General features: G+C 61.0%; 11 protein-coding genes and 1 pseudogene. 2 read left to right on the top strand and 10 right to left on the bottom strand.

Annotation, left to right across the window (positions count from 1 at the left end):
- Positions 1-4: 4 nt before the first annotated feature.
- Positions 5-898 (bottom strand): LysR family transcriptional regulator, encoded by an 894-nt coding sequence (locus HWX03_RS05865; RefSeq protein WP_175870644.1) that lies wholly within the window; start codon positions 896-898, stop codon positions 5-7.
- A gap of 108 nt (positions 899-1,006) precedes the next feature.
- On the opposite strand from HWX03_RS05865, the gene HWX03_RS05860 reads away from it, so the two are divergent.
- Positions 1,007-1,615, top strand: coding sequence for a short chain dehydrogenase (locus tag HWX03_RS05860; RefSeq protein WP_175870643.1), 609 nt, complete (start codon positions 1,007-1,009; stop codon positions 1,613-1,615).
- Positions 1,616-1,865: 250 nt separating this feature from the next.
- Here HWX03_RS05860 and HWX03_RS05855 read toward each other — a convergent pair whose 3' ends face one another.
- The 5 genes and pseudogenes from HWX03_RS05855 to HWX03_RS05835 form a co-directional block, all read right to left on the bottom strand.
- Positions 1,866-2,288 (bottom strand): DUF3224 domain-containing protein, encoded by a 423-nt coding sequence (locus HWX03_RS05855; RefSeq protein WP_175870642.1) that lies wholly within the window; start codon positions 2,286-2,288, stop codon positions 1,866-1,868.
- A gap of 12 nt (positions 2,289-2,300) precedes the next feature.
- Positions 2,301-3,430: pseudogene (locus tag HWX03_RS05850) on the bottom strand (IS3 family transposase).
- 430 nt (positions 3,431-3,860) lie between these two features.
- Positions 3,861-4,610 carry an SDR family oxidoreductase gene (locus HWX03_RS05845; RefSeq protein WP_175870641.1) on the bottom strand — a complete coding sequence of 250 codons (750 nt, stop codon included), beginning with the start codon at positions 4,608-4,610 and terminating at the stop codon, positions 3,861-3,863.
- A gap of 329 nt (positions 4,611-4,939) precedes the next feature.
- The gene (fabZ, locus tag HWX03_RS05840) at positions 4,940-5,392 is read right to left on the bottom strand and encodes a 3-hydroxyacyl-ACP dehydratase FabZ (protein ID WP_047852776.1); all 453 of its coding nucleotides are present in this window, start codon (positions 5,390-5,392) and stop codon (positions 4,940-4,942) included.
- A gap of 237 nt (positions 5,393-5,629) precedes the next feature.
- Positions 5,630-5,785, bottom strand: a complete 156-nt coding sequence (locus HWX03_RS05835; protein ID WP_175870533.1) for a hypothetical protein — start codon at positions 5,783-5,785, stop codon at positions 5,630-5,632.
- A 442-nt stretch (positions 5,786-6,227) separates the two neighbouring features.
- Between HWX03_RS05835 and HWX03_RS05830 the strand changes: the two genes are divergently transcribed.
- The gene (locus HWX03_RS05830) at positions 6,228-6,872 is read left to right on the top strand and encodes a hypothetical protein (protein WP_175870640.1); all 645 of its coding nucleotides are present in this window, start codon (positions 6,228-6,230) and stop codon (positions 6,870-6,872) included.
- Between the two features lie 1,124 nt (positions 6,873-7,996).
- Here the strand turns inward: HWX03_RS05830 and HWX03_RS05825 are convergent.
- The 4 genes from HWX03_RS05825 to HWX03_RS05810 form a co-directional block, all read right to left on the bottom strand.
- Positions 7,997-9,229 carry an MFS transporter gene (locus tag HWX03_RS05825; RefSeq protein ID WP_175870639.1) on the bottom strand — a complete coding sequence of 411 codons (1,233 nt, stop codon included), beginning with the start codon at positions 9,227-9,229 and terminating at the stop codon, positions 7,997-7,999.
- A 174-nt stretch (positions 9,230-9,403) separates the two neighbouring features.
- Complete coding sequence (gene aroE / locus HWX03_RS05820; RefSeq protein WP_175870638.1) at positions 9,404-10,237, bottom strand: shikimate dehydrogenase; 834 nt, start codon at positions 10,235-10,237, stop codon at positions 9,404-9,406.
- A 2-nt stretch (positions 10,238-10,239) separates the two neighbouring features.
- Complete coding sequence (locus tag HWX03_RS05815) at positions 10,240-11,457, bottom strand: CoA transferase (protein WP_175870637.1); 1,218 nt, start codon at positions 11,455-11,457, stop codon at positions 10,240-10,242.
- Positions 11,457-11,915, bottom strand: a complete 459-nt coding sequence (locus HWX03_RS05810; protein ID WP_012336918.1) for a MaoC family dehydratase — start codon at positions 11,913-11,915, stop codon at positions 11,457-11,459. Before HWX03_RS05810 ends, HWX03_RS05815 begins: the two co-directional genes overlap by 1 nt.
- Positions 11,916-11,917: the final 2 nt, after the last annotated feature.

The raw sequence follows: 11,917 nt of genomic DNA, 5'->3' as shown, positions 1-11,917 counted from the left end.
CACGCTACGACGGTTCACGCTCCGTCACATGCTCGAGCAAATGCGCCACAAAGCGGGTGAGCTTGGGCAGCGGGCGCCGGTCGTGTCGATACACGATATGAACGGGATGTGGCTTCGGCGAGTAGCCTTGCAGCACTTGTACCAACGCGCCGCTTGCCAGATCGTGGCTCACCAGGACTTCCGGTTGCAGCAGCAATCCCGCGCCTGCGATTGCGGCCATCCGCAGGCCGTTGCCGTCATTGCAAGTGAACACCGATTCAGCCGAAAAGTGCGCGCTGTCATCGTCCCCGAGCTTCCAGCCGTTTCGGCTGTTCCATACCGTGTGAAACAGGCAGTGATGCGCGCTCAGGTCCTGTGGCGTCTCCGGACGCCCGTACTGAGCGAGATAGCCCGGCGATGCGCAGATCACCATGCGATACCGGGTCAACGGCCTTGCAACGAGGTCGGCATCGCCCAATTCGCCAATGCGGATCGCCAGATCAAAACCCTCGTCGATCAGGTCGACGTTGCGATTGCTCAATTCCAGCTCGACACGCACGAGCGGATACATCTGCCGGAAAGTTGCGGCTAGCGGCGCAATGACACAGGCGCCAAAGGTGATCGGCGCGCTGATTCGCAATGTACCGGAGGGTGACGCGCGTAGCCGTTCGACCGACGTTTCGGCGATGCGCATGTGTTCGAGCGCACGCTTGGCGTCTTCGTAGAACACGCGACCGGCATCAGTCAGACTCTGGCGCCGGGTCGTGCGCTCGAGCAGGCGCGCAGCGAGACGCTCCTCCAGTTCGCGCACATATTTGCCGACCATGACCGCCGAGATTTCCAGCCGCCGCGCCGCCTCGGTGAAGTTGCCGCCTTCGACGACGGCAACGAAGGTTTCCATGGCACGCAGCCTGTCCATATTGCGAACCGTAGGTTAGTAGTGTCGGAAATTAGAGCACATTTATCGGATCGTTGGTTCGGTGAAGAATGGCGACGTTCCAACCTGAAACGCGAAAAGGAGTGTTCGATGAAGATCGTCGTAATCGGTGCCGGCGGGGACGTCGGTCGTGCCGCGGCAGATGAGCTTGCGCGTGATGGCAAGCACGAAATCATTCGCGTTGGCCGCACCCGCGGAGACCATCAGGTCGACATCACCCGTGACGACAGTGTCCGTTCGCTGTTCGAGCGGATCGGGCGCGTCGATGCCATCGTGGTCGCCGCAGGCAATGTCATATTGGCGCCAATCGAAAAGATGACGACGGCCGATTTCCATCAAGGCCTGCAGGACAAGCTACTCGGTCAGGTGCGCGTCGCGCTGGTGGGTCAGCATTACCTGAGCGATGGCGGCTCGATCACGCTGACGTCGGGCATCGCCGTCGATGATCCGATTGCGCAGGGTTCTCACGCTGCAGCGTCGAATGCCGGGATTGAAGGATTCGTGCGTGCAGCTGCGTGCGATTTTCGTCGGGGTATCCGAATCAATGCCGTCAGTCCAGCCATGCTGATCGAATCCGTGGAACGGTTTGGTCCGTTCTTCCCCGGTTACGAAGGCGTGCCGGCAGCACGTGTGGCAATGGCCTATCGCCGCAGCGTGGAGGGCGTGCATAGCGGCCGCATCTATCGGGTTGGCCACTGAAATAAAGCGCTCGCGGCACGTCCGCTGCTCCAGTTTGTCGCCACTGCCAACCCTATTCGTCCGGTGAATGGCCGCTCTACATCGGAACGTGCCGCATGGGTCACGCGATGGCGACCGGCAGCAGTGGCTCGGCTACGGCCGAGCGCGTCGGGCGGCTACCGGCCATGAAGCGTCGTTCGGCGCGATCGCCATATGGACATTCGAGCGGCTGCTCTTCGCTCGTGAGCAGCGGCCTACCACCACTGACTCGCTAGGCCGTCCAGTAGGTCAGCGTATAGTAGTGCTTGCCGGCCTCACGTCGTATTAGCAATTGGCCCCTGAGCCCCGATAGCTCACCGGTTCCGGAGCCGGGCACTATGCCGATGCGCAACGCCTCGCACCCCGCATCCATTTCGCCGAGGTGGGCTAGTGCGAATCCACCGTATCTACCGTCCAACACACCTTCAAACGATTCAAGCGCAACGTAAGTTGCCTCGCCCTGTTGTGGCTGCCCTGCGGTTAGCATTTCCTCGAGTGCCCGACCCTTCAACCCACCACGGTATGCTTTTTCGATAACGTGGCGTCCTATGACCGAGGCATTGGCCGGAACGGCGATCATATCGGGGGGCGCGATTTTCACGTCAAATTTGCCGACGGCGACAAACGACTTTTTGTCTGAAGGAGCAACGTTCATGGGATCTTGACCTTACCCCGCCGAGTACACCATTCGTAATTTAGTCGGCTCGCCGGTTTTCGATTGATGCAATTGCCGGAATTGGTCCGGCGCCAGTTGCCCCAAGGCACTATGCGGGCGGACCGAGTTGTAATCGATTCGCCACGTTTCGATGCGCTTGCGTGCGTCCTCCAGGCTGACGAACGCATGCTGATTCAGGCACTCTTCACGCAGTCGCCCGTTGAAACTCTCGATGTATGCGTTTTCCACCGGCTTGCCGGGACGAATGAACTGCAGCTTGACGCCATGCTCGTGTGCCCAAGCGTCGAGCGCTTTGCTGATGAATTCCGGCCCGTTATCCACCTGAATCAAGTTTGGGCACCGTCCTCGTTGCCGTAGCTGCTCGAGCACGCGCGCCACGCGGACACCCGTTAGCGAGAAGTCGACCTCGATGTGCGGACATTCCCGGTTCCACGTGTCGATGATGGTCAACATTCGAACGCGCCGACCATTCGCAAGCGCATCCGCAACGAAGTCCATCGTCCAGATCTCGTCCGCGCCAGTGGGCGTCGGCATCACGACGCGCAGATGACTCGGACGCTTCTTTCGTCGCCTCATGCGAAGCGACAAGCCTTCTTCGCGGTATAGACGTTCGGTCCGTTTGTGGTTCTGAACCAGTCCTTCTCGACGCAGCAGAACGTGCAGGCGAGGCGAACCAAACCGCGGCCGCTCCTGCGCCAGTTCGCGCAGACGCTGCCGAACAACATGGTCGGCATCTGCCGGCGCCGGTCGCCGAAACGTCCGTCGATTCAAGCCAACGAGCGCGCACGCCCGGCGCTCCGAATAGTCATGCTGTTCAATCACCTGCTGCACGACTTCCCGGCGCTGCACGGGCGAACTCACTTTTTTCCGAGAACGTCCTTCAGAACCTGGATGTCCAGCGCCTGGTCTGCCACCAACCGCTTGAGTCGCTGGTTCTCCTCTTCCAACTGCCGCAATCGGCGCGCTTCCGACACATCCATGCCACCGTAGCGGCTACGCCAGTTATAGAACGTCGCGTCCGATATGCCGTGCTTGCGACAAAGGTCTGCGACCTTCATGCCTGCATCGGCTTCCTTCAGCACCCCGATAATCTGCTCTTCACTGAACCGCGACTTCTTCATGACAAGGTTTCTCCTGCGGCCTCGCCACTAACTTTACAGTGGGATACTTCGGAGGGGAAAGGTCAATCTCTCCCAAGGGATTTGCGGCCATAGACGAGACTACTCTCACGCCGCAAACTAAAATTGCATATATTGCTTCATCATCGACTAAAACGGGGCGGTTCTTCTTCGCATACCCTGTTTCCGAGCGTTCCCAAAAACTATCTGGGAAATTGGGAAACGAGCTGCCCAACGAGAAATCCCAGATGGTGTCTGGGAAATTGAGCCTCGCTTGGGCCGCCACCCGGAGAGGAAAATCCCCCTCCAGGGCACGACAGTGTTTGCCACCGCCGTGCCCACATGTGGCTCCCAGAGCTACGCAGCGCGGATAACGAAGAATGGTCTAATCTGAGCCTAGCTAATGCCCTCGCCGGTCGGGCGCTCTGGTCCGTCACTTCACAGCAGCATTCCCTCCGTCGGCAAAGAGGGCCGATCCAGTGACGAAGCTGGCCATGGAGCTGGCTAAAAAGAGCGCGGCAGATGCGATTTCTTCAGGTTGGGCAATGCGCTTCATGGCATGCAATCCAGCCGCCCATTCTTTTTGGCTCTGGTCGCCCGCCATTCCAGTATCCGCCCCCCCAGGCAGCAGTGCGTTGGCCCTGATGCCTTGGGCGCCGTAGTCGGCGGTGATGCCTTTCACCAATCCCATCAACCCGGCCTTCGAGGCGCCATAGGCAGCCATACCAGGCAGGCCCACGCTGGTGCCAACGAAGCTGGAAGTGAATACGATCGAGCCGCCATTACGTGCGAGCATGGCGGGTATCTGACTGCGGGCTCCCAGGTAGGCCGCCGTGAGGTTGACCGTCAGGGTTTGCTGCCACTCTTCCGGCGAGATGTCGGCAAGCGGTTTAATCGCTCCGACAGTTCCCGCGTTATTGATGGCAATGTCGAGACCGCCGAACTCGTGCATCGCCGCTGCCACACACTGTTCGTGAGTGTCGGCCTGGCCAACGTCGCCAGCGAACACATAAGCCCGCCCGCCTTTGCTGCGAATCTTGTCGGCAACCTGATCCAGCCGCGCCTGATCTCGCGCCGTCAGAACAACTGCAGCGCCTTGCGTAGCGAACATCAGAGCTATTGCCCGCCCGATACCAGCAGATGCACCGGTAACGATGGCCACCTTTCCGTCTAGTAGAGACATTAGTGAGACCTTCTTCTGTTGTTGAAGGCTGCATTCTGGTTATCCCCGCTACGCTTGGCACTCCGTTTCTTGCGGTCAAAGCTCATGCGACGGTGCACGAACCTTGTGGCGATGTGCTGGCACGACGCCAGATTTGAACCTGATTAGCCCCATTTCCTTATACGGAAGTCACTACTCTTCCCGTAGTGCTTGAATGGTGAGCGCGGCGTCCATGGTTCGACTACAGACAACCGCGTCGGGCGGCAGTCGGCCAGGATGAGACATTCGCATCGCTGTTCACGTTCACCGAAATACGCATGCATTGGCCAGAGCGAATCGATGCGGCGATCCTAGCCTTCGGAGTGCTTCACGGTGCACATCAACTCGGCTTCGCAGGCCACTTCGCCGTCCACGGTCGCGTTAGCCTGGAATTTCCAGATACCACGGATGCAACGCACCACGGAAACGTTCAGATGGAGTTGGTCGCCTGGGCGTACCACGCGCTTGAATCGCGCGCCGTCGATCCCGACCAGGTAATACAGCGCCCCTGCCCTCCGCTCCGTGTCCGCGCCGAACGTCAGTAGGCCGGCTGACTGGGCCAACGCCTCAATAATCATGACACCCGGCATCACCGGTTGCCCAGGGAAGTGTCCCACGAAGTACGGCTCGTCGATCGTCACGTTCTTGAGGGTTTTGATTCGCGTCTGCGGCTCGAATTCGAGCACGCGATCGACCAGCAGAATCGGATACCGATGCGGCAGCAGCTCCAGAATCTTGCGGATATTGATGTCGGATGCGTTCATGGTGATTTGTCTTCGTCGTGTTTGTGTGGAGCCCGGTACCCGCGGCTGCCCCGATTTAGGCTCATTTGAAAGTGAAAGCTTTCGGGCCGCGGCTCCGATGAATAAGGGGCGTCAATTCGCATCGTGCACTTTGAAGTTCGAACATAGGGCATATATTCTTTAAGAATTCTCAGCACACAACGCGCTCAGTCACGCGGTCGTGCTCCGGTCTAAGATCGGAGGAAGTAGTCGGTGCCATCACAGGCGAAGCGGCGGCCCGTAGCGATCGTCTGCGCGTGCACGTCGGTATTCGCGTACCGCAACGACCGCAAGATTGCCGCGCGGCACCATCCTCACGGTAAAGTCATAGCCGTCGAGGTATTCGCGCACGAGACGCGCGAGTCGGTCGTTCACACCGGCCTTCGTCCTGCACGTGAGCACGCGGTGCGGAGCCCGAATTCTATCCGTCGTTCCGATCGCACGGGCAGCGCACGACAATCGGGAACAATCGATCACAATTAAGCACACATTTGCCGCAGATTCCGGATAGTCGCGCCACGCGATCGAACCTAGACTTCGGGCTCCGCCACTCTTGTCCCGATATTGTGCGTCCACAAGTCTATCAACGCCGGAAGTCAATCCATTCGGATTCGAAGGGCGGTAGCAGGATGGTGGCGACCACGTCCGGCGCCATTCGGCCAGGAGGGGACATTCGATCTACGAAGCAATTTCGTTGACAATTTGATGTGCCTCCACGTCTCTCCCTGTTATTGTTGCTGCCCGGAATGTGAGAAAACGATCACCCGATTGAACATACATACGGGGAAAAATGATGCTCCGTCGACGACTTGTTGCGATGGCGAGCGCAGTGGTTTGTTTTGTCGGATACACGCTTGTCGCGCAGGCACAGCCAGACCTCGTGCGGTTCCGCGAACATACAGAGGGTGCTCAAAACCGTTACTCCGACCGACCGGAGATCAACCCGTCTCCCCAAAAAATCCTGGACATCCAAATACACAAGGATCCACGCATCGAACTTTGGCTCGACTCGTTATATGCCACGACGCGCGACGAATGCATGACGCAGACCACATTTGCACGCCTCGTGGGTGCTCTGGACGTCGGGCAAGGGGTCTATGATTCGGTTCGGCTACCGGCGGGCCAAAGCGACTTTACCGTACGCTTCTTTCTTGATCGCTATTTGCCTGGTCGGTGCAACTGGCAACCGATGGGAATTGGCCACTCCGAATTTTTGCCAGAAGACTCTGGTCATCCAATCGTCCATAGTGGAGTCGTCGGAATAGCTCATAGAGAGATAACCCCATGGGGACCTGTAGGTCTGAGCGACACGGACGGCGCTTGGGTTTGCCATCGCAGAGAGAATTCTCGGACTCACGTGAAGGAACTCTTTTGTATCGCAAAACCCCGTCCGCTTGAAAAACAGTACATGTCAATCGAGGGCGGTCGCGTGAAAATCGAATTCGCGTTGGCACCGGATTGAGTCAGGTTTTTGACGCTCGGCCCTACGCCGGGCATCGGTGACAACCGGCTCAGCGAGTGTCGTCTTTCAAGACATGCGAGTGGCTGATTCGGGTCGGCATGCGTCATACCCGGTTGCCATGCGAACGCAGCGCGCGCCCGTTCCTTGACGATTGAAATCCGATGGAGCAGGTAATGAAAACAAATAGGGTCGCATTGATTGCCGGGATTTGTGGAAGCCAAGCTTTTGGAATGGCAGGAACATTGGCGTCCTTGTTGTTCAAAGAATTCGCACTCGTCCCCGTTTTTTCAACGTTCGTCTTCACGGCAAGTTACATTGCAAATCGGATTTGCAGGACGGACGAGGCCGTTGCCATGTCATTCCGGCGTCTGCGCCCGTATCACTGGTCTTTATTCATGATCAGCGGGATACTCCTACTGCTGGTTCTGCCGCGCATTTTTCATTAAGAGACAGGAATTTTAAAAAGAGATTGATTAAGGAAGGGGGTGCATGTGACACAAAAAAACGTCCCGTGGACATTGTCCATAATTTCGATCTTTATGATTTTCAATGCCGTTCTCATGGCATTTGTCGTGCGCAGGTCCATCGAAACCGGTGTCGCCAGCGCTTTAGTTAAAGGTCGAATAATTCAATCCGTCCGCTCGGTCGATCCAGCTGGATTCGAACGAATTGTCCATGGGCTATCTATATTAGGCTGGGTCTCTGGAATTCTTGGTGCAATTGGGCTGATTTCGATAGGAAGACTCGCGTTCCCGAGGATAACGAAGTAGAGCGGCATTTCTACCAGCTCCAGCACACCGGCGTCCTCGACGCCTTTCAATGGCGGCAGCTGGCGAGGTCGCTCAATGGCCATTGCGCCTTGGAAGCGGTCGTCGCAGCGGTGGAGGCGCGAATGACGGCAACGGGTCGATATCTGCCGATCCCGAAAAGCGCGAGCATAGGTGTGTGCGCAGGTTTGCGCGCTACGCCTGTCGGACAGGGTGCAGGTACTGCTGCATCACCGGATGGATGCGCCGATGATCGCAGCGTTCTTGTCGAGCGTCACGTCCGGCCAGTCCGTTTCGCGGCCACAAGAGATGCACCGGCACCCATGCCGTCTTCGTCCGCCGACTACCCGCTGCAACTCATCGAACATCCACCGCGCGTGCCGGAACCGTTGCCGCGACCAAAACCGCATCGCTGATTTTCGGCAACCACGCAAACGCGATCGTGACCAGCGTGAGGCCGACGACGAGCATCGGCACCACCATCGGCCACGCGCCCGACTGATAGCGCGGATCGGTGAAAACCGCCGCCGTCTGTCCCACGCCGAAAGCGCAGAACATCATGATGAAGCCGGACCAGGATACTGCGCGGCCGGCAAGGTGAGGCAGGCCGCTGACCGCCCCTGCCTGCCCGCAAGGCTGATGAATTCCGTGGCCGAGGCAATACACGCCATGCCCGACGAGCAGCGGCCAGATGCTGCCGGGAAGCAGCGCACATCCCAATGCCTGGATCAACGCGCCTGAAAGGCTCAGCGTCGCGCCTTGCCGCACCGTTCGCAGCATGCTTTGACGTCGCAGCAACTGGCGGCAGCCGTAGGTACTCAGGACATAGACGAGCGTACCGCTCGCCGGTATCCAGCCGTATCGCTGGGGCGAGATGCCGAGCTGCCGGATGTAGATCGTCGGAGAAAGCAGCAGAAAACAGAACATGCCGGTGTACGTCGAGGCGGCCAGCAGCGTCCAGACCCTGAACGTGGCATTGCCGAGTATCTCGCGCACGTCCCGGCTCGAGCCTCGGCTCGGCGCGATTTCCGCGGCGCTTTCCTCGAAGCCGTACCAGCACATGACGAGCAAGCCGAACGCATACAGGCTCATCCCCGCGAGTACCCATCGCCAGCCGGCGTGCTGCGTGACATACGCACCGAGAATCGGGGCAACGAACGCCATCATCCCCATTCCCATGAAACCGCGCGCCATCACGTACGGGCCGTCGCCCGCCGAATACCGGTCGCGCACCGCCGCACGGGCGCATACCAGTATCGCGGCCATTGCAAAGCCCTGCATCGCACGCGCGGCCACCAGCAGCGCGGCGGTTGACGCGAGCGCCGCCGCCAATGCGGTCAGCGCATAGAGCGCAAGGCCGGTCAGCAAGACGGGACGGCGGCCGAATCGGTCGGAAAGACTGCCCATCGGCAATTGTCCGATACCGAATATCAATGCGAAAACCGTGAGGCTGACGCTGGCGGAGCCCAGCGTTGCGGCGATTTCAGGCAGCGCCGGCAGGTAACTGTCGGTCGCCACCGGCTGGGCCGCCAGCAGCAGCGGCAGCATGAGCGCGAAGTTCAGGCGAGCGGGTCGCGTGGTGTCCGGCATGACGGTTTTCGGCACGGTATCGGGCGTGGGGTGAAGGCAGCGGCAATGCCAAGGCCGCTCGCCGCAGGTCGTTCGTATGGACGCGCCGAGTCTACCGGATCACGCCTGCCGACCCTGTCGCGATCGATGCCGTGGCGCATCGGGATCGCCTGCATGCCGATCCCCATCGCGTGTTCAGTCAAACGGCACGGCCAGCCGATCGATCACCGCACTGGTTGCGGGGCGCACGCCGCGCCACCATGCGAACGCCTCGGCCGCCTGCTCGACCAGCATGCCGACGCCGTCCGCGATGCCGTGCACGCCCGCGTTTTTCGCGAGCCGGAGAAACGGCGTGAGACGCTTGCCATAGGCGAGTTCGTAGGCGGTTCCCGTCGGACTGAACACGCTCGGCGGGACAGGCGGCAGGTCGCCGGTCAGGCTGGCCGACGTCGCATTGACGACCAGGTCGAAACGTCCCATTCGCGCGAGGTCCGCGTAGCTGGTGGCCACGAGCGGGCCGCGCCCGGCGACCTGCGCGGCCAGGGCGCGCGCCTTGTCGACGTCGCGATTCGCGATCACGAGCTCCGCCGGGCCGGCTTCGAGGAAAGGCAACAGCGCGCCGCGTGCCGCGCCGCCCGCACCGAGCACCAGCACACGCTTGCCGGCCATCGGAAGATTGAGGTTCGCTTCGATATCGCGAACCAGCCCGATTCCGTCGAAGTTGTCCGCCAGGATGCGGCCGCCGTCGAACTTGAGCGCGTTGGCCGCGCCCGCAAGCTGCGCACGCTCGCTGCGTTCGTCCGACATCGCGAACGCGTCGAGCTTGAACGGCGCGGTGACGTTGATGCCCTTGCCGCCGCCCTCGAAAAACGCGCGAACCGCGACAGCAAAGGCGCCTGCCGGCTCGAGCGGTCCCTCGATCGCCGTATAGCGGAGGTCCTGCCCCGTCGCTTGCGCGAAGAGGCCGTGAATCAGCGGGGATTTCGTGTGCCCGATCGGATTGCCGATCACCGCGTATTGGTCGGTCATCGTTAGCTCGCTTTTGAATAGAGGACGCCGTCGGCCTGCATCGCGTCGATTTCGGCCGCATCGAACCCGAGGGAGCGCGCGACTTCCGCGTTGTGCTGCCCGAGATCGGGCGCGACGTCGCGAATCGTCGTATCGCAATCGGAAAACCGGAACGGCAGGTTGGGCAGGCGCAGCGTCCCGTAGCGCGGATGCTGTTGCTCGACGACCATGCCTCTGGCCTGGATCTGCGGATCGTTCAACACTTCGTCGATGCGCTGCACCTTCGCGCACGGAACGTCGATGCCGTCCAGCAGTGCCAGTACCGACGCGACGGAACGCGCGGCCACCCATGGCTCGACCACCGACAGAATCTCCACGCGGTGCGCGTTGCGCCCGGTGCTGTCGTGAAACCGCGGGTCGGCGCCGAAACCCGCCGGCCCGCCGTGCGCCGCGATCAGTTCTGCGAAGCGCTTCCACGCGTCGTCGACCTGCGCGGCGATCACGAGATCGCCGTCCGCGGCACGGAACACGCCATAGAGCGTCGAAGTCGGCATGTCGTGTCCGGTCTGCTCGGGCAGCACGCCCTGTAGCGTGTAGCACTGCACAGCATATTCGTGCATCGACACCAGCGTGTCGTACAGCGCCATGTCGACGTGTTGCCCGCGGCCGCTCTTCACGCGCCCCAGCAGCGCGGCGTTGATCGCCGCGACCGCATGAATGCCGGTGTACATGTCGCCGAGCGAAATGCGCAGCAGCGGCGGCCGCTCGCCGGGCGTGCCGACCATCTGCATGATCCCGCTCTTGGCTTCGGCGATCAGCCCGAAGCCTGCGCGATGTGCGTCGGGACCGGTGTGCCCGTACGCCGAAATCGAGCAGTAGACGAGGCCCGGATTGCGCGCCGACAGTTCGGCATAGCCGAGCCCGAGCTTGTCCAGCGCGCCCGGCCGGTAGTTCTCGATGAAGACGTCGGCGGAGTCGCACAGCCGCTGCATGAACGCCTTGCCGCGCGCGTCCTTCATGTTGACGCTCACGCCGCGCTTGCCCATGTTGAGCTGCAGGAAGTAGCCGCTTTGCTGGTCGTCGAGCACGGTCGCGTGCTGGCGCCCGGCGTCGCCGGCGCCGGGACGCTCGACCTTGATGACTTCGGCGCCGAGCGCCGCGAGACAGCGCCCGACATACGGGCCGGCAAGGAAGTGGCTGTAGTCGACGACGCGAATGCCTTCGAGGGGACGAGCCTGCATCACAGTGCCTCCGGGCGGCGCGGTACCATCAGGCGATGTTCGCCGCGTTGAACGACTTCGCCGTCCTGATTGATCAGCTCCGACGGCAGCACGACGATGCCCCAGTCCGGGCGGCTCTTGCTGGCCCGCATCGAACCGACGCGGAACGTCACGTGCAGCACGTCGCCGACCTTGATCGGCAGCAGGAAATCCCAGGTCCAGCCGAGCGACATGCCCGGCAGGAAGCGATAGTCGCTCTGGGTCTTCAGGCCGTCGGCAACGGACAGGCCGAACAGCCCGTGCGCGACGAGGCAGCCGAAATGGCTGGCGTTCGCGTATTCCTCGTCCACGTGAACGGGCGTATGGTCGCCGGTGAGGTCGGCATACGCGAGAATGCGCTCCTTGGTCACGAGGTAGGTCGGGCTCGTGCACGTGTCGCCCTCGCGGGCGTCGTCCCAGTATTTCTCGACGATCGTCATGG

Source organism: Burkholderia sp. BCC0397, assembly GCF_902832865.1.
Taxonomy (GTDB): Bacteria; Pseudomonadota; Gammaproteobacteria; order Burkholderiales; family Burkholderiaceae; genus Burkholderia.
The sequence above is the reverse complement of the archived record's forward strand: the minus strand, read 5'-3'. Positions and strand labels throughout refer to the sequence as shown.

What these genes read in the sequence shown, in the direction of transcription:
- HWX03_RS05865 (WP_175870644.1), bottom strand. Translation starts at nt 898, where the DNA reads ATGGACAGGCTGCGTGCCATGGAAACCTTCGTTGCCGTCGTCGAAGGC.
- HWX03_RS05860 (WP_175870643.1), top strand. Translation starts at nt 1,007, where the DNA reads ATGAAGATCGTCGTAATCGGTGCCGGCGGGGACGTCGGTCGTGCCGCG.
- HWX03_RS05855 (WP_175870642.1), bottom strand. Translation starts at nt 2,288, where the DNA reads ATGAACGTTGCTCCTTCAGACAAAAAGTCGTTTGTCGCCGTCGGCAAA.
- HWX03_RS05845 (WP_175870641.1), bottom strand. Translation starts at nt 4,610, where the DNA reads ATGTCTCTACTAGACGGAAAGGTGGCCATCGTTACCGGTGCATCTGCT.
- fabZ (WP_047852776.1), bottom strand. Translation starts at nt 5,392, where the DNA reads ATGAACGCATCCGACATCAATATCCGCAAGATTCTGGAGCTGCTGCCG.
- HWX03_RS05830 (WP_175870640.1), top strand. Translation starts at nt 6,228, where the DNA reads ATGGCGAGCGCAGTGGTTTGTTTTGTCGGATACACGCTTGTCGCGCAG.
- HWX03_RS05825 (WP_175870639.1), bottom strand. Translation starts at nt 9,229, where the DNA reads ATGCCGGACACCACGCGACCCGCTCGCCTGAACTTCGCGCTCATGCTG.
- aroE (WP_175870638.1), bottom strand. Translation starts at nt 10,237, where the DNA reads ATGACCGACCAATACGCGGTGATCGGCAATCCGATCGGGCACACGAAA.
- HWX03_RS05815 (WP_175870637.1), bottom strand. Translation starts at nt 11,457, where the DNA reads ATGCAGGCTCGTCCCCTCGAAGGCATTCGCGTCGTCGACTACAGCCAC.
- HWX03_RS05810 (WP_012336918.1), bottom strand. Translation starts at nt 11,915, where the DNA reads ATGACGATCGTCGAGAAATACTGGGACGACGCCCGCGAGGGCGACACG.